At 30.8% G+C, this 18,258-nt stretch carries 13 protein-coding genes; 9 read left to right on the top strand and 4 right to left on the bottom strand.

Features of this window, described 5'->3' with window-relative positions:
* Window positions 1-211 precede the first annotated feature (211 nt).
* Window positions 212-1,249, top strand: a complete 1,038-nt coding sequence (locus CLOCEL_RS16080) for a helix-turn-helix domain-containing protein (RefSeq protein WP_010073281.1) — start codon at window positions 212-214, stop codon at window positions 1,247-1,249.
* A 225-nt stretch (window positions 1,250-1,474) separates the two neighbouring features.
* On the opposite strand, the gene CLOCEL_RS16075 is transcribed toward CLOCEL_RS16080, so the two are convergent.
* From CLOCEL_RS16075 to CLOCEL_RS16065, 3 genes are all read right to left on the bottom strand, one after another.
* Complete coding sequence (locus tag CLOCEL_RS16075) at window positions 1,475-2,701, bottom strand: EAL domain-containing protein (protein ID WP_010073280.1); 1,227 nt, start codon at window positions 2,699-2,701, stop codon at window positions 1,475-1,477.
* A 470-nt stretch (window positions 2,702-3,171) separates the two neighbouring features.
* Complete coding sequence (locus CLOCEL_RS16070; RefSeq protein ID WP_010073279.1) at window positions 3,172-3,993, bottom strand: C39 family peptidase; 822 nt, start codon at window positions 3,991-3,993, stop codon at window positions 3,172-3,174.
* 296 nt (window positions 3,994-4,289) lie between these two features.
* Entirely contained in the window at window positions 4,290-5,543 is a 1,254-nt protein-coding gene (locus tag CLOCEL_RS16065) for an ATP-binding protein (RefSeq protein WP_010073278.1), read from the bottom strand.
* Between the two features lie 199 nt (window positions 5,544-5,742).
* Here CLOCEL_RS16065 and CLOCEL_RS16060 point away from each other — a divergent pair, with 199 nt between their 5' ends.
* The 4 genes from CLOCEL_RS16060 (at window position 5,743) to CLOCEL_RS16045 (ending at window position 11,161) form a co-directional block, all read left to right on the top strand.
* Window positions 5,743-6,702 (top strand): NAD(P)H-dependent glycerol-3-phosphate dehydrogenase, encoded by a 960-nt coding sequence (locus tag CLOCEL_RS16060; RefSeq protein WP_010073277.1) that lies wholly within the window; start codon window positions 5,743-5,745, stop codon window positions 6,700-6,702.
* A 31-nt stretch (window positions 6,703-6,733) separates the two neighbouring features.
* Window positions 6,734-7,750, top strand: coding sequence for a LacI family DNA-binding transcriptional regulator (locus CLOCEL_RS16055; protein WP_010073276.1), 1,017 nt, complete (start codon window positions 6,734-6,736; stop codon window positions 7,748-7,750).
* Window positions 7,751-7,931: 181 nt separating this feature from the next.
* A complete protein-coding gene (locus CLOCEL_RS16050; protein ID WP_010073275.1) occupies window positions 7,932-10,391 on the top strand; it encodes a beta-mannosidase in 2,460 nt (819 codons plus the stop codon).
* Between the two features lie 128 nt (window positions 10,392-10,519).
* Window positions 10,520-11,161 carry an SGNH/GDSL hydrolase family protein gene (locus tag CLOCEL_RS16045; RefSeq protein WP_010073274.1) on the top strand — a complete coding sequence of 214 codons (642 nt, stop codon included), beginning with the start codon at window positions 10,520-10,522 and terminating at the stop codon, window positions 11,159-11,161.
* A 30-nt stretch (window positions 11,162-11,191) separates the two neighbouring features.
* Here the strand turns inward: CLOCEL_RS16045 and CLOCEL_RS16040 are convergent, their stop codons facing one another.
* Window positions 11,192-12,991, bottom strand: coding sequence for a sensor histidine kinase (locus CLOCEL_RS16040; RefSeq protein ID WP_010073273.1), 1,800 nt, complete (start codon window positions 12,989-12,991; stop codon window positions 11,192-11,194).
* Window positions 12,992-13,127: 136 nt separating this feature from the next.
* Between CLOCEL_RS16040 and CLOCEL_RS16035 the strand changes: the two genes are divergently transcribed.
* The 4 genes from CLOCEL_RS16035 to CLOCEL_RS16020 all read left to right on the top strand — a co-directional run bounded on the left by CLOCEL_RS16035 (window position 13,128) and on the right by CLOCEL_RS16020 (window position 18,105).
* Complete coding sequence (locus tag CLOCEL_RS16035; RefSeq protein ID WP_010073272.1) at window positions 13,128-14,717, top strand: response regulator transcription factor; 1,590 nt, start codon at window positions 13,128-13,130, stop codon at window positions 14,715-14,717.
* Between the two features lie 269 nt (window positions 14,718-14,986).
* Window positions 14,987-16,195 carry an ABC transporter substrate-binding protein gene (locus CLOCEL_RS16030; protein ID WP_423200092.1) on the top strand — a complete coding sequence of 403 codons (1,209 nt, stop codon included), beginning with the start codon at window positions 14,987-14,989 and terminating at the stop codon, window positions 16,193-16,195.
* A gap of 89 nt (window positions 16,196-16,284) precedes the next feature.
* On the top strand, window positions 16,285-17,235 hold the full coding sequence (locus CLOCEL_RS16025) for a carbohydrate ABC transporter permease (RefSeq protein WP_010073270.1): 951 nt from the start codon (window positions 16,285-16,287) through the stop codon (window positions 17,233-17,235).
* Window positions 17,236-18,105, top strand: a complete 870-nt coding sequence (locus CLOCEL_RS16020; RefSeq protein ID WP_010073269.1) for a carbohydrate ABC transporter permease — start codon at window positions 17,236-17,238, stop codon at window positions 18,103-18,105. It begins immediately after the preceding gene.
* Window positions 18,106-18,258 lie beyond the last annotated feature (153 nt).

Genomic DNA, 18,258 nt, shown 5'->3' with positions numbered 1-18,258 from the left:
AAAGGGAATTGTTTGGCTATAAGATAAGTTTGGATTAAGACTATATTTGCAAATTTGAATACTTTATCATAAGTAAATTTTGTTAAGAAAATTAACCAATAGTTAATTTTAGTAACTAAAAGATGAAAATAGCTCAATTGTTTAAAATATATAGCTTTGATATCATTTAATTAACGAAATCCTAAGTTGATTAAATGGAGGAATTGATTTTATGAGAATAGGTGAGGTTATTAGAAATTATAGAAAAAAGGAAAATCTTACACAAGAACAAGTTGCTAATTATTTAAATATAACTGCACCAGCAGTGAATAAGTGGGAGAGTGGAATGTCATATCCAGATATAACACTGTTAGCACCACTTGCACGTGTTTTAAAAATCGATGTTAATACTTTAGTAGCATTTGATGACGAACTAACGGATGCAGAAGTAAAAATTCTTACAAAAGGCATAGGCGAAACGGCATCAAAAGAAGGCTTCAATAAGGCTTTTGAGAAAGCTAGTGATTTGATTAAACAATATCTAAGCTGTGATGAGTTAATGTATAGTATATCAACAGTATTAAGAATATATTTGTTGAATCCTGAAATTGAGGAAAAAGATAAATATGAAAGAAAAATTATTGCTTGGCTAGAACTTGTAGCAGCAAGTAGTAAAGAAAAGACAGCTTCTATGGCAAAATTAGACTTAGCAGCACTATATAGAGAACGGAAAGAATATGAAAAAGCTCAAGAACTATTAGATAAAATTCCAGAACTAGGTCTGGATACTTATAAAAAAATTCAACAGGCATTATTATTTGAAAGCTGTAAAAAAATTGATGAAGCTTACGGTGTTTATGAAGAAATATTATTTAGTCATGCTCATGAAGCTTTGGGAGCTTTAGCTTTTATAATAGAGTTGTTATTAAAAGAAAATAAACTTAGTGAAGTAGAAGAATATACAGAGCGTTCTAAAAAGCTGGTTGAAGCCTTTGATTTAGGGTCATACCGTAAATTTGCATTAGATTTATCTTTGGCAAAAGAAAAACAGGACAAAGAAAAAGCTATAGAGACAATTATAAATATGATCAATGAAGCAGACAGCATGGATAATGGAATGAAGTCGAAATTGTATAGGCATAAAAAATGGATTGTAACCAATAGTTGGAGCAAGGAAAAGTATGAAATCTTAGTAAAAGAAGCATTAAAAAAAGATAAAACTCTTGATTTTGTCAAAGATGATGCTAGAATAAAATTTCTGCTGGAATAGTAATGAGGTTGCTAAAAGATTTAAGTATATTTTTCTAGATAAACTCAGGAATCTTAGAAGTGGGGAGTAAACTTTGCAGACTAAAGTAGAAGTTTTACAAAAGGAACCCTTTAATTTTAGGGGGGGAAGTTTTGCTTGCTAAAGAAGTCTTATAAAAAGAACCCCCTCAATCTTAAGAATGAGGGGTAAGTTCTATTAAAGCAAATTTAAGCTTTAGTTTTTCAATTATAGCGTTATATAGTTTGGATTGAAATCTATGCAAATGATGTAGGTTTTGTTGTCCATACCTATAAATTTTTCTGAGATAGTGATGCATAAGTTACCGCTGGCTAAAGATATATATGGTTCTGTAACATATTTCTCTAGCTTAAGATTGTTAAGGAAGTAGTAATACTTCTTTAATGAATGATCCGTACCTTTTTTAGCTGGTTTATAAACTAATGCATTTTGAGCAAGCATGTTTTTAAATCTTGTCACTGTGGATGTTATTTGTTTACCTTCGTTATCTAAAACATATAAACATTCAAAGTCAGTATGCTTATCAATAGCTTCCTGAAGCTTATCGTCATATGAAGATATATCTATTGTTGAAAGTTCATATATGATACTTGTTAATAAGTCGTCGCAAGCTTTGTGAGTTGATTGTTCATAAGTTATTTGTTCAGATTTGTATTTTTTATATTGAGAAGATGTAAATTCCACCTTATCTGCACAAGCTTTTAAGAATTTTGGGCTGATTGCTGTAAATTCTCCAAAGTAATCTCCTTGAAGGATATCAGTTCCAAGTTCCGTTGCAAGTATTGATTGAGCCTCTAGATTTATTCCTTCAGCAACTACTATAGCACTTAATTTTTTAGATAAGTTAACAAGTGATTTGAATACTTCTTGCTTGTAGAAATCTACTTCAATATTTTTAGTTATAGCTTCACTGATTTTAATTATATCTGGCTCAACGTTGGAGAGTTTATCTAAATTAGCAAAGCCAGAGCCTATAGTTAAAGAAACTAGGAAGCCTTTACTTCTATACGTAGTTATAAATTCTTTTAAGACTTCTACATCATCAATATTGTTTTCAAAGATTTCAAGGACTACGTTTTGAGGATTTATATTATATTTATTAACTACATCTTGTATTAAGCCTGAGCCTACAAATTGTTCGATTATTGCCATGTTTATGCTTAAAAATAATAATTTATCGTCGCCAGTACATACCTTATTATATTCCTTAAAGATTTTTTCTCTTATCAGTCTGTCCAAATTTATTTCTAAATCAGCATTTCTAGCAGTTGTAAGAAGTGTATCTAGGGGAATAAAATTTCCATCCAAAGTTGCACCAAAGCTAATACCTTTTAAGCCGATAACAGATTTTCTTGCTACTGATACAACTGGTTGAAATTTTACATCTATTATGGCATGTTTCAACACTTTTTCGATATCTATTTCTCTGTTCATATATTGTTCATCCTTTCCTGAATTAATTAACTTATAAGATAATAATATCTAATAATAAATGATATGATAAAAATCACATAATTTTACTATATGACAATTTTCACAAAAGATAAAGAGTAAATTTGCAAAAAAATCCGCCGAATTATAAAAAACTTTCAAATTTGTTGGAGTATTTTAGAAAAAATGATAATTTCCAGATGTTTGTATTTGTAATGATGCACATATCTATAGTTTTCCAAAATTGAAAATTAAGTTATATCTTAAACAAAGCAGAAATAATTTTTATGTATTATATTATATTATACCTTAACTATATCCGGAGTTAAATTGTTAAATCAAATATAAATTATTAAATTTTAAGCTTATAGTATGTAGTTAATGAGATAAAAATTCATTTTTCAATGTATTTGAATATTTTGAACTAAAATAATTAGGATATGTAGTTTATACATATCCTAATATTCATTATATTATTTTATCACAATTATAGCTTGGTGACCTAGAGCTTCGAATCTAGCTTTAAAGGTTGCTTTATCAAAGGTTTTTTCAAGACCAGTATACGGATCATTAACTATAACTTGATTTGAAGAATATCCTATTAAAACTGAAGTGTGTTCATTCCCTGGCCAAGTAAAGGGAATATCGTTAACACTCCAGGTATCTGTATATTCAAATTCATCTAAATTTGTTGTAGTCCATACTATAGCGGGATGACCAGCTGCAATGTGAGACAGCAAGTCTTCAAAACTTATGCCAGTGACATCTTGTACCTTATCTGTATAACCTCTCATTAGATTAAACACAGGACTATGAAATACTCCATAGCCGTTCTTATCATAAGGTGAACCAATGAAAGCTTCATTGGGATGGCTACCAACACCATTTGCTGGTAATGGGCTTTTTACTATAGTATTTGCAAGATCTATTTTCGAAACATTTATTCCTAGATAATTCAATGCAATTGCTGCTGAAGTGACTTCGCAACCTGTTGGAAGTTCAGGGTGTTGATTTATCCTCGGAACCTCTGTTATTTTGAAATATGTAAGAGGCTCTTGAATAGGTTGATTTCCAGCAACAGCATTAGGAATTCGAGTGTTTGGGCTAGGATTCCCATTAGCATTACTTGTATCTTTATAATAAGCACTAAAGCGTGAATCTAAATATTTAGAATCGATGTATTCCATAGTTGAGTATATTTTATCATTTGAAGCCATATACGCTATGAATGCTATTGAAAGCGTAGCACCAATAACTAATAGTATGGTGAATGCCGAAAAAAATTTAGTTTTCATGTTCACCTCCAGGGTTACAAAATAGTTCTTAACTGAAAGCTTTAATTGATAAAAAATTTAAAACGTCAATAATAATAAACTTCTATTATAGAAATTTATTTCTTGTTTTATGAACTTCTCATAAAGAGAGATTCAAATTATGATTAAATTTTTTTGAATTTTAATGTCTGTAGAAATATTATATATCATGTCGAGTGATAAATCAAAGAGATATAATGTATATAAAGCTTACATAATGGGAAAAATGTAAGTTAATTTATCTATTAAATTAAAAAATAAATCAATGTATTTGTTTGCTATCTACCTAAAAGATGATTTATAAATTGTGTTGCTGTTCTTCCAGAACGGCCATTGTATTTCATCTCCCAGCGAAGAGCTTCACGGGTTAGATCTTCTTTGGAAAGTTGAATATTATGTTTTTCAGCTAAATTAAATATTATATCTAGATATTCTTGTTTATCAGGAGCTGAAAAGGTGATGGTTATTCCGAATCTGTCAACTAAGGAAAGTTTTTCCTCCATTGCTTCAGAAACACTGATAGATTCTTCACGTTCTTTCCAAGTTTCACGAATAAGATGTCTTCTATTAGAGGTCGCATAAACTAGCACATTTGAAGGTTTAACTTCTATACTTCCTTCTAGAATAGATTTCATATATTTATATTCAACTTCAAACTCTTCAAAGGAAAGGTCATCCATAAAAATTATAAATTTGTAGGCTCTTTTCATTATTTTACTTACTATATTTGAAAAGTCCTTTAACTGCTCTTTGGATATTTCGATAATTCTTAGCTTAGTGCTAGAATATTCGTTAAGTAATGCTTTTATACAAGAAGATTTTCCTGTTCCTTTGTCTCCAAAAAGCAAAACGTTATTTGCAGGATGGCCCTTTATAAAAGCTTCTGTATTATCTATTAAAGTCTTTTGTTGGATTTTATAACCAACTAAATCACTAAATCTTACAGTATCCTTTGAGTCTATACCGATAAGTCCTTTTTTATTATCGTATTTAAATGCATTATATCTACTGAATATTCCACATCCATTAGTATTATAATAGCGATAAAGAGCATTTATTAAATTTTCTATTGGCATCTCTTTAAAAATTTCACTTAATGTGTTATCTTTACTATTGTTAGATATAGAAGATGATGGAATATAATTTTGTATTATTTGAAATTGGTCCTCTTGACTCATTGCAAGAAAAGAAAAATCCAAGTTATATATGGATTTAATTATTGAAAGTTCATTCTTTAGTAGTTTAGCTAAACTTGACTTTTCGAAAGTGATTTGAGAATCGTCTTTTTCTGCTAATAGGGAAAAGGGATTTTCATCATTTATTAGAATAGTAATTATGTGGCTTTGCCAAAGGTTACCACACAATCCTTTGGATTCTCCATAAGTTATTAATTGATAACAGAAATCGTTTTTTGCTTTTATTGAATTTGTACTAATATATTCCCTAAAAGAAAGAATTATTGGATCTTCTAATAGGTTTCTATAGATAATTAAATTATCTAGTTCATTATTTAGGTTAATTAAGTTATTCAATGTTTTGCCCCCTTTAGTGGTTGTATTAAGTTTTAAAAGCTAGTAAAAGTGTAAAAACTATGTATATAAATTCTATGATAATATAATGAATTGTAGGATACAATAAATAATTTATATTTGATATGTCCTTTTCAAAGGAAATATTGATATAATAAGTAAATGAACGATTATACAATGTAATTTAGAAAGGTTGATGGATTTGAATATATCTGTTTTAGGTTGCGGTAGATGGGGTGCATTTATTGCTTGGTACGTTTGTGGGCTTAACCATAAAGTTACTTTATGGGGAAGGGAAAACTCAAAAGCACTTGCGGAACTAAAGGAAACAAGAAAAAATCAATTTCTTACCCTACAGGATGAAATGAACCTTACAAGCTCCCTTGATGAAGCTATAAGCTTTGGAGAGTATATCGTTATATCCATTAGTGCTCAGCAGTTAAGAGCACTTGCAAAACAAATTAATGAGTATAATGTTGAAGGAAAGACTTTTATACTTTGTATGAAAGGTATTGAGAGTACTACAGGAAAAAGACTGACTCAAGTTTTTAGAGAAGAAGTTGGATATAAGTGTAACTTAGCTATTTGGGTAGGACCAGGACACGTGCAAGATTTTGTAGCAGGAATACCAAATTGTATGGTTATAGGTTCTGATAATATAGAGGTCACTAAGAAAATCGCTGATGAATTAAGCAGTGATCTTATTAGGTTCTATTATGGTCAGGATTTGATCGGAAATGAAATTGGTGCAGCTGCTAAAAATGTTATAGGAATAGCGGCAGGAATGCTTGATGGGGTAGGCTATGGAAGTTTAAAAGGTGCCCTTATGGCTAGAGGTGCAAGAGAAGTTTCAAAATTGGTTCGTGCTATGGGTGGTAATGAACTGACAGCATATGGTCTTAGTCATCTTGGTGATTATGAAGCTACGTTATTCTCTAGTCATAGTAATAATAGACAATTTGGCGAAGATTTTGTTAAAAAAAATAAGTTTAGTAAGCTTGCAGAAGGAGTTTCTACTGCTAAAGCTCTACAGTTATTATCTAAGACTTATAATGTAGACTTACCTATATGCAATGCTATAAATTCTATAATTGGTGAGGAACAAGAACCTAAGGAGATTCTAGGTAACTTATTCGGAAGAACAAGGAAGTTTGAATTTTAACATATGACTATAAAAAAAAGGGGATACTAAGATGAAGAGGGTTACAATACAAGATGTTGCGGAAGCTTTAAACTTATCAAGAAATACAGTTTCTAGAGCTTTGAATGATAGCAAAAGCGTATCTAACGATACAAAAGCTAGAATTGTTGAAAAAGCTATTGAAATGGGCTATTCCAAAATTGATTTAAAGCTTAAAGATGTAATAGAAGCTGAGTTTATTAATAAGAGAAAAAACATAGCTGTATTTGCATCAGGGGAGTTAAGTGAATTTTGGCACAGGATAATTAATGGTGTTTCTGCTGAGTTAAATAAAAATAATTGCAATTTATTATTTAATATCATAAATGTTGATGATCAAAGAGACCTTATTATCCCTGCTAATGTTCATAATAACCATGTAGATGGTATAATTATTTTGAATATTTTTACCGATGATTACATAAAGAAGCTTAATAAGTTAGAGATTCCTATGGTGTTTTTAGATTACTCTATTGATTTGTTAAAAGAAGAGATGTATGGAGATATAGTTCTTGTTGAAGGAGAACATAGTGTATATAAGATAACTAAGAATATAATACAAAAGGGGAAGAAAAAAATAGGGTTTATTGGTGATGTAAGTTACTGTAAAACTATTTATGATAGATGGGTTGGCTATAAGAGAGCGTTGGTCGATTCTAATATAGAAGTAGATGAAAAAATATGCATAATAGATAGTACAGCTAATCATTATTACTGGGGTAATGAGTTAACAGATGAACTTTCTAAACTTGAATATATACCAGATGCTTTTGTCTGTGCTAATGATGCAATCGCTTTAATAGTAAACAAATATTTTGAAAATCTAGGCGATAAGAATAATGCTATAGAAGTAACAGGTTTTGATAGAACTGCTGACAACGGAAGTTTTGAGGTTACTTTAACTACTGCTGAGGTTGATAATTTGCAAGTTGGAAAGAGGCTTGTAGAAGAACTATTGTGGCGAATTGATAATATTGATAGAGAACTAGAGATAGCTACTATTAGAACAACGGTAAAATTCAAAGAATAAGATGTGCACTATTTATGTTACATAAATAGTGCATTTCTATGGCAAAAAACACAAAAATTCATTATATGAAAACGTTAAAGTTGTTGAAAAAATTAGTGACTTACGATATTATAGTATATATACAATGTGCAAAGAAGTTTACAAATGGTGCAAAATGTGTAGAGGTGTAAAGGAGAAAAGAATGAAAAGTATTAATTTAAGTGGTAGTTGGAATCTTAAATGCAAAGATAAAGATATTGATATATCTGCTGTAGTGCCAGGTTCCGTATATAAAGCATTAATCGATGAAAATATTATTGAAGATCCTTTTTACAGAGATAACGAAAAAGAGGCATATAAGTATTCAGAATATGATTTTATTTATAAAAGAAGTTTTGTAATAGATCAAGAATTGTTGGCTCAAGAGGTAGTTGTGTTAAAGTGCGATGGCTTGGATACTTTAGCTGAAATCAAAGTCAACAATAAACTTATTGCAGAGACTACAAACATGCATAGAACCTATGAATTTCATGTAAAGGATGTGCTTGTAGAAGGTGAAAATGAAATTGAAATAATTTTTTCTTCACCATTGAAATATATAAGAGAAAAGCAAAAAGAAGCAAGACTTTGGGGTGTTGGTGATGCGGTTGATGGTTATAGCCATATAAGAAAAGCCCATTATATGTTTGGCTGGGATTGGGGCCCACAGTTGCCTGATATGGGAATATGGCGAGAAATTTCAATTTACAGTTACAGCACAGCTAAATTCAGCGATATTTATATGACTCAAATTCATCATGAGAACAAAGTTACAATTGACGCAAAGGTAGCTTATGAGATTTTAAAAGAGGATGAAAATCTAAATATAGTTGTGGAAGTGAAGGAACCTAATGGAACTCATAAGAACTATAAAAAGGTTGTAGCTAACAGTGATGAGTCTATTCTAATTGATATTGAGAATCCTGAACTTTGGTGGCCAAGAGGTTATGGAGAACAGCCTTTATATGAAATTGAGTTTAGCTTATTCAGTGGACAGACGCTTTTAGATAAAAAGGATTATAAAATTGGTCTTAGAACTATAACTATAAAGCAAGAAAAAGATCAGTATGGTGAAAGCTTCGAATTTAATATAAATGGAATTTCTATTTTTGCTATGGGAGCAAATTATATTCCAGAAGACAACATACTAGGAAGATGTGATAAAGAAAAAACCAGAAAGCTTATAGAAGATTGCATAGAAGCAAACTTTAATTGTATTAGAGTTTGGGGTGGTGGTATTTACCCGGAAGATTATTTCTTTGACTTATGCGATGAATATGGACTTATAGTGTGGCAAGATCTTATGTATGCTTGCTCAGTTTACAAAGTGGATGATGAGTTTAAGGAAGATTGCGTAAAAGAAGCAGAGGATAATGTTAGAAGGATAAGACATCATGCTTCTCTTGGTTTATGGTGTGGAAACAACGAAATTGAATCAGCTTGGATTGATTGGGGTTGGAATCCAAAATCAAAGTTTAAAACAGATTATGTGAAGCTTTTTGAAATTGCATTGCCAGAGGTTGTAAAGAAAGTTGATCCTAATACTTTTTATTGGAGATCTTCACCATCTTCTGGAGGTAGCTTTGATGATCCAAGTGATGATAATAGAGGGGATAAACATTATTGGGATGTTTGGCATGGATTAAAGCCATTTGAAGACTTCAGAAAGTTCTATTTCAGATTTGCTTCAGAGTTTGGATTCCAAAGCTTTCCTTGTTTAAAAACTGTAGAAACTTTTACTAAAGAAGAGGATAGAAATATTTTCTCTTATGTAATGGAAAGTCATCAGAAGAATGGTGCGGCAAACGGAAAAATATTATATTATCTAGCACAGAACTATAAATATCCAAAGGATTTTGATGCATTATTATATGTTTCACAATTACTGCAAGGTGAAGCGATGAAATATGCTGTAGAACATTTTAGACGTAATAGAGGAAGATGTATGGGAGCTATTTATTGGCAACTAAATGATTGTTGGCCAGTAGCTTCTTGGTCAAGTATAGATAGTCTTGGAACTTGGAAGGCCCTTCACTATTTTGCAAAACGATTCTTTAATCCTGTATTAGCTTCTGTAGAGGATACTGCCGAAAGTTACAAGGTATACGTTACTAATGATACTTTAGAGAAAGTACAAGGTACTGTTGATTTAACTCTTAGAAATAATGTGAAAGGTGTACTTTTAGAGAAGAGTATCGATGTAGTTTTAGAGCCGCTTTCAGCACAAATGATAACGGAGATAGATATCACTGAATTTATAAAAGATAACCTTGATGCTAGAAACACATATTTACATTATACCTTTAAGAACAATTGTAAAATTATATCCGAGGGTGTAATATTAGGTGAAAAGGCAAAACATTTTGAACTTGCTGATCCTAAGGTAGAAGCAAAGGTTATTGATGATAAAGATAAGTTTATTGTAAAGCTTAAGGCTGAAAATCTTGCTAAGTATGTTGAACTATCAATTGCTGATCAAGGTAGATTTGAAGATAACTATTTTGATTTGGCACCAGGAGTTGAAAAGGAAGTTATAATTTCAAAAAATACTCTAAGGAAGGATTTTACCTTAGAAGAGTTAGAGGAACAATTGAAAATTAGAAGTCTTGTAAATAGTTATTAAGATTTTCATTATAGAATTGTGTATGAATACTGTTGATATTATTTACAAAGCTGTGGATGATTTCTATAAGTGTTTTTGAAGAATTGTAGATGATTATTATTGATATTATATATATGGGAGTGAAGAGAATGTTATTAAAAGAAAATGATGTAGTTTTATTTCAAGGAGACAGTATAACTGATTGGGGACGTGACCGTAATGATCCAAACAGCTTAGGCCATGGTTATGCGTCAATTGTTGCAGCAATGTTATCCTTTAAGTATCCAGAATTAAAATTAAAATTTTTAAACAGAGGTATTGGTGGAAATAGAGCCATTGACTTAAAAAATAGATGGCAAGAGGATTGTTTAGATTTAAAACCTACAGTTGTATCACTTATGATAGGAATCAATGACACTTGGAGAAAATTTGATGAAAATGATGCAACTACTACTGAGGAATATAAGGCTACAGTTAGAGAATTATTAACTGATGTAAAAGAAAAATTAGGTGCAAGAATAGTTATTATGGAACCATTCGTAGTACCTTACCCAGAAGATAGAAAAGCTTGGAGAGAAGATTTAGATCCAAGAATCCATGCTGTACGTGAATTAGCGGCAGAATTTGATGCAGTAATGGTACCGCTAGATGGATTATTTAATAGTGCAGCTATTAATGTAAATGGTCCAGAATATTGGACTATTGATGGGGTTCACCCATCAGAAGCGGGTTTTGGACTTATATCACAAGCTTGGATGGATGCTGTAGAAAAAAAGATAGAAAGTAAATAAAAAAATAAGGAAGTGTCTAACTTCCTTATTTTATACACTTTTTATCTCAGGAACTATTATTTTTACAGTAGTACCTTCATTTATATCACTATAGATGGTTATTCCATATTTTTCACCATAGGAAAGCTTAATTCGCATATTTACGTTTCTAAGACCAATGCTGTTAAAACTTTCATTTCTTTCATTTATATAGTCGTTAAGAAGTGACAGAGTGTCTTTATCCATACCTATGCCATTATCTTTGATGGTGAAAATTATATCGCAGTTTTCAGTGTCTTTATATCCTGAGATAATTATTATGCCACCAGTTTCTAAAGTGGACAGACCGTGATATACTGCATTTTCAACTATAGGTTGGAAGATTAATTTTACAATTTCATTATCATACAAAGAAGGATCTATATCGAAAATTAACTCTTCAAAGTTATCAAATCGATATTCCTGAAGCTTCACGTAGGTTTTGATATTATCGATTTCTTGGGCAACGGTTACATATTTAAGTTTATTTGATAAGCCGTAACGCATTATTTTCCCAAGAGCCATGGTCATTTCTGAAGCTTCTATATCGTCGTTGATTTCACACATCATTCTTATAGATTCTAAGGTGTTGTATATAAAGTGAGGATTAATTTGATTTTGAAGCATCCTCAGTTCCAGTTCCTTTTGATTAAGCTTATCTACATAAGTTTCTTCAATTAATTCTTCGATTTTGGTAGTCATGTCATTAAAAGTTGAGACCAATTGCCCAACTTCGTCGGTGGACTTAACCTTTGCTTTAATAGAAAAATTACCTTGCTTAACTATATTCATAAGTAAAGATAGTTTCTTTATTGGTGTAATAAACTGATTTGTTATCAGTAAAGTAATAAGGAAAATTATTATTATTACAATAAATGCTAAGGTGAAGTTTCGAGTTTCAACCTTAATGATGTTTTTGTTAAGAGAGGAAAGGGGTATACAATTGATTATTTTCCAATTAACAGTTTTAGATTTCAATATTGTAATAGAATAGTTAGTGGAATCTAGCTTGATATTTTTAGGTTCAGATATACCTACGAGAGGTTTTAAACTATCTATGTTAGAAAGATAGTCAGTAGTATAAGCATTGTTACTGTCATAGATAACATAATCATTGTTATCAACAATCAAAATTCTTTGATTATCATATACAAGCATTTTATCAGTAATTTTATTTAGTGTATCTATACTGCTGTTAACCAAAACGACTCCTACTGCTTTATCAGAGCCAAAGGATCTTAGGCCCTTTGCAACAGAGAACACTAGAGAAGCACTTTTGCTATTATCAGAAACTGGTAACTTATAAGTTGGTATTAAAACAGGGCTTGTCTTAGTGAGAGCTTCTTGAAACCAAGGTTCTGTTGAAAAGCTATAGGGTCCAGAAAGAGAAGTAGATTTCATTATATATGTGTACAAGCCGTTTTTATCGAAAATAAATGATGAGTGAAGACTATCCTTCATATATGAAATATAAAGGTTGATATCATTAAGTTTTTTTGTGGTTGCATAATCTGCATTCTGAAGGTCTGTTTCACTAAGAAATTTTATATAGTTTAAATTGTCATAGTAATAGGGTATGTTAACAAGATTCATTAAATCATTAATATAATTATTGATCTCTGATATAGCTTGGCTATTCATCTGATCTACTAAGGCTACAGTAGAAACGCTTTTATCTTTTCTGTAAAAATAAAAGCTACTTAAGGAGTTTACTACTACTATTATGATTATTGCTGAAAAACATAATCTAAGCTTTAGGTTAAGAGATAAGTTATTGAAAAGATTAATTATTTTACTTGTTTTTTTAAACATAGATTACCTCTAATGATGAAAGATTTTGATAGATATATTATTGATTAAAACAATAATAATAGCAAGATGTAAAAAGAGAAAAAGATGTTTGAGAATAACGTAAGGTTAGAAATAATTCTTAAAAGGGGAGAAGGTCATGCTTAAGGTATTAATTGTTGATGATGACAAGATAATAAGAAAAGGTTTGATAAAGATAATCAGTAGAAAATGCCCAGAGGTGATTATTGCTGGAGAAGCCACTAATGGGAAAAATGCATTACATCAACTTGAGCAGTTGGACGTAAATGTTGTTATAACTGATATAAAGATGCCTATCATGGATGGTACGGAACTTGTGGAGGAAATCTCTAAGTTATATCCGAACATAATCACAGTAGTTCTTAGTGGTTTTGATGATTATAAGTATGTGAGAAGCGTAATGAAAAAAGGTGCAGTTGATTATCTTTTAAAACCAATTTCTGAAGATGAACTTGAGAGGATTTTTAAGGAAGCTGAAGAAAAGTTATCTAGCATAACAAAAGAAGAATTAATACTAAAAGAAGTAAATGAATCTTTAAATGGTATAGAAAACTTAGTGGAAGAGAAGTATTTATTAAAACTAATATACAATTCACAAGAATTCATCAAAGAGGGGCTTTCTAGAATTGGAAAGGATAACTTTGATAAGGATGGGAAGTTTAGAGCAATTGTCATTGGACGAGATATCTTTTCAAAAATGATTATTGAAAAGGAGCCTATTTCTAATATTTTTGATTCTTTAAAATTAGAACTTGTAGATGTTATTAGGAAAGCAGGTTTAAGTAATAAAACTTTATTTGGAGAAGTGAAAGGGAATATAGCTATAATTATAAAATATGAGGAGCCAGAAGAGATAAAAGATTGTATAAAAATTCTTTTAAATGCTATTAATACAGAGGATATTTCTGCATCAGTTGGTATCAGTGAAGAGTATGGAAGTATAACTGTTACAGAGAAGTACTTCCCACAGGCACTAAAAGCTTTGTCATACAGATTTTACTTTGGTTTTAACTCTATAATTGATTTTAATGAAATAAAAGAAAGAGAAAATAGTGTTGATCTTCAAAAAATCAATGAACTTGAGGAAGCTTTGATAAAATCAATCGAAATATGTAAGTCAAAAGAAGTGAAGGGTGCTGTAGAAAGAATAATTACCTTCTTAGCAGAGAAAAACGTTCCACCTGATGTATTTAGAAGAAAACTTCATAACATAATAAGTGCGATAATCGCTCTTATACCAGAGGTTCAATATTTCAATGAAGAGAGCGATGAAAATAAGATTTTATTTATAATAGATAATTTACAAACATTATGGGAGATGAAGACAGAATTGCCGGTGTTAATTTATAAGATGAGTGAAGAGATTAAAGATATTAGACTTAGCAGAAGTACAAAGATAATAGAACTTGCAAAAACATACATTGAAGAAAATTATGATAGGGAGCTTACTTTAAAGGAAGTTGCGGAGGAAGTATATCTAAATCCTAATTATTTCAGTGAGTTGTTTAAAGCTCAAACAGGAAAAAACTTTATAGACTATTTAATTGAGAAAAGAATTAAATCCTCTCAAGAAATGCTTAGAAAATCCACTTATAAGATATATCAAGTAGCTGAAATGGTTGGATACCAGGAAGTTACCTCTTTTAATAGAGCCTTTAAGAAAGTGGTTGGAATATCACCAAGTGAATATATAAAGTTGGTTAAATAAATTAAAATAGCTTATGGATGAACTGAAAAGAAGCTAACTTTTAATAATGGATAAACTGGAAAAATGTTAATTTTAAGTGTATTAAATAGGAATTTATATTAAGTGCTGAATATATGCTAATAAAACTGAATTACTGTGATACTAAAACAAGTCATATTATTTTATAATATGACTTGTAAACGTTATTAGATTCATTGATTATTAATTAATTTGGAGGGATTACATTGAAAAAGACAAAGAAAATAGTATCTATCGCATTAGTTGCAGCCATGGCAATGTCAGTGCTAGTTGGTTGTGGATCTTCAGATAGTAAAGGTAGTTCAAAAGATGAGAAGGTAACATTAACATTTGCTACTCATAGAACGGATAAGGCAGATACAACTTTAAGAGAAATGGCAGACAGATACGAAAAAGACAATCCAAACATAACTATCGAAATTGAAGCTATTAAGGATGCAGATCAAACGCTTAAAACAAGAGCAGCTGCTGGAGAATTGCCAGATGTTTGTGAACTTCCTACATCTGCTAAAAAATCAGATTACGGTTTATACTTTGTAGATATTTCGGATTTAGGATTTACTAAAGACAAAATCTATTGTTATGACAGTGGTGAAGGCGATGATGGAGTGCAATATGGTTTAAATAGTGCTACTTCATACACAGGAATAATCTACAATAAACAAGCATTTAAAAAAGCTGGAATCACTAAGACTCCACAAACTATGGACGAGTTCTTTGCTGATTGCCAAAAATTAAAAGATGCTGGAGTAATTCCATTTGGAACAAACTTTAAGGATCAATGGCCTTTATCAATATACGCCAATGACAAGATATTTGCTATAGAAATGACTGGAAATGCAAACTATACAAATGACTCTGTAAAAGAAGATTTATTTACAGCGAACAATGGATTAACTCAATCCTTTGATTTCTTAGCTAAAATGAAAGAAAAAGGCTATGTTGAACCAGACTTAATGTCAACTAACTGGGATCAATTTAAGAAAGATCATGCTTCAGGTAAAATCGCTATGACTTACCTTGGAAGCTGGTACTTACCACAAATGGCTGAGAATGGTGCAAACTTAGAAGATATCGGAATGTTCCCATTACCAGGTGCTAAAGGACAATTCCTAGGTGGAGACTGGTGCTACGGAGTTGCTAAAAACTCTAAACACCAAAAAGAAGCTAAAGATTTCTTAAAATGGATGTGGGAAGGCGACAACTATATAAAAGCTGTTGGTGGCGGTTCTCCATTGAAAGGTGGACAACAAACTGATCCAGCATTAAAAGAATTATTAGCAGCTAATAAAACAATTATAATTCCAGAAGCAACTAAAACTGAAATAGACAATGTTTACAAAAATTCAGAAATAGACTTAAACACTGCATTACAAGCTTACTTAACAGGGGACAAATCTACTGTTGTTAAAGAATACAATGATAAGTTTGCTAAAGCAAAGAAAAGTGCAGGAATGTAATTAAGTAACAAACTCAAAAAAATGAGAATCAATTTAGGAGCTTGGATGAAAATCCAAGCTCTATAAAAAAGTAAAGGAGAAATGATGTTATGCAGCCTACAACGGAAAAGTTACCATCTACCAAAAGAAATAGAAATCCTTTCTCTATCTTTACAAGTCAGAATGTAAAGATTCAAAAAAGAATTTTAATAGTAGTTTTCCTAGTAGTACCAATAGTACTGACTTTAATGTTTTCTTATTATCCAGCACTCAAATTATTCCAACAGAGTTTTACGGATTGGGATGGTATGAAACCTAGTTATAATTATGTTGGACTTCAAAATTTCACGGAAGTATTAAAAGAGCCAGAAACTCTTAAGACTTTTGGAAATAACTTTGCCTATTTAGTCATCGGAATTATTCAAACATTACTTGCTTTATATCTTGCAATAATTCTTAATGGAAAATTAAGAGGAAGAAACTTCTTCAAATCAATAATTTTTATGCCATACATACTTAATGGGGTTGCTGTGGCTTATATGTTTAACTATATCTACGACTATAACAATGGACCAATTAATGTAATTTTGAGAAATATCGGCTTAGAACAATTTGCTATAAAATGGCTAGGTGAGGGATATGCTATAAACTTCTCCCTTGCATTTATGGGGCTATGGCAATTTACAGGTTTTGCTATGGTAATATTCTTAGGTGCTCTTCAATCAATACCTTTCGATATTTATGAAGCAGCCAGTTTAGATGGTGCAACTTTCTTCCAAGCTATTAGATATATAACATTACCAAGTGTAAAAAGAGTATTAGAATTAAACTTAATTTTATGTATAAATGGTGCTATTCAAGCATACATGCCTGCATTCCTTATCACAAAAGGTGGGCCAGCAGGTGACAGTACTACCTTTGTGTACAAAATTCTAGACATAGCATTTAAATACAATAAGTTTGGTAAAGCTTCGGCCATGTCCGTCATAACCTTAGCGATTGTTGCAGTAGTACTTATTATCACTAATGTAGCATTAAAAGAAAGAAAGGAGGCACTATAGATGTTGTTTAAGAAGAGGAAGGGACCAGTTTTAACAGCAGTTGAAATACAAAGCCCAATAGGTAAAGCGGTAAATTATCTATTGTTAGGTATACTATCAATAATGGTGTTAGGACCAATCTTTATAGTGTTTAACGGATCTTTCAAAGGCAATGAAGAATATATGTACAGTGGCATCTTTGAACTTCCAAAGAACTTTACATTAATAAACTATCAACAAGTAGTGGAAAAAGGTAAGATGCTTCTTGCCTTCAAGAATACGGTAATTTTGATCGTCATCTCTGTATTCTTAAGTGTTATGTTAGGATCAATGGTTGCTTATGTTTTAGGTAGATTTAACTTCAAACATAAGAAATTAATACTATTGTTATTCTTAATTCCAACATTTATCCCAAGTATAACAACTCAAGTTGCTACTTTTAGTATCATCAAAGGCTTAGGTTTATTTAATACAAGATTAGCAGCGATTCTTATATATGCTGGTGCAGATATAACACAGATATATATATTCCTTCAATTTATGGACAATATACCATATTCTTTAGATGAAAGTGCTGTAATAGAAGGAGCATCTTACTTTAAAATATATAGATCAATAATTCTACCACAATTAAAACCAGCTATGGCTACAGTAATAATATTAAAGGTAATTGGTATCTATAATGATATGTTAACACCTTACTTGTACATGCCAAAAACTAGCTTAAAAACAGTCTCTACAGCCCTGATGTCTTTCTCATCAGACCAGAATTCACAGTGGAACATCATGGGCGCGGGTATTATGGCTGTTATGGTTCCTACCTTAGTACTATATTTATTCCTACAAAAATTTATTTTTGCAGGTATTACAGATGGAGCTGTAAAGGAGTAGGAAAGATTATTTAGGGAAGACTATTAATGATGTAAAAACACAACTGCACAATTTATGTTACATAAAATGTGCAGTTTTTTATTCAAAAAAAGTAGTATTCACATTTTGAAAACTAATAAAAACTTCGAAAACTTACTAGATAGTTATTGAAAA

The organism is Clostridium cellulovorans 743B (assembly GCF_000145275.1).
In the GTDB taxonomy this organism is placed as follows: domain Bacteria; phylum Bacillota; class Clostridia; order Clostridiales; family Clostridiaceae; genus Clostridium_K; species Clostridium_K cellulovorans.
The sequence above is the reverse complement of the archived record's forward strand: the minus strand, read 5'-3'. Positions and strand labels throughout refer to the sequence as shown.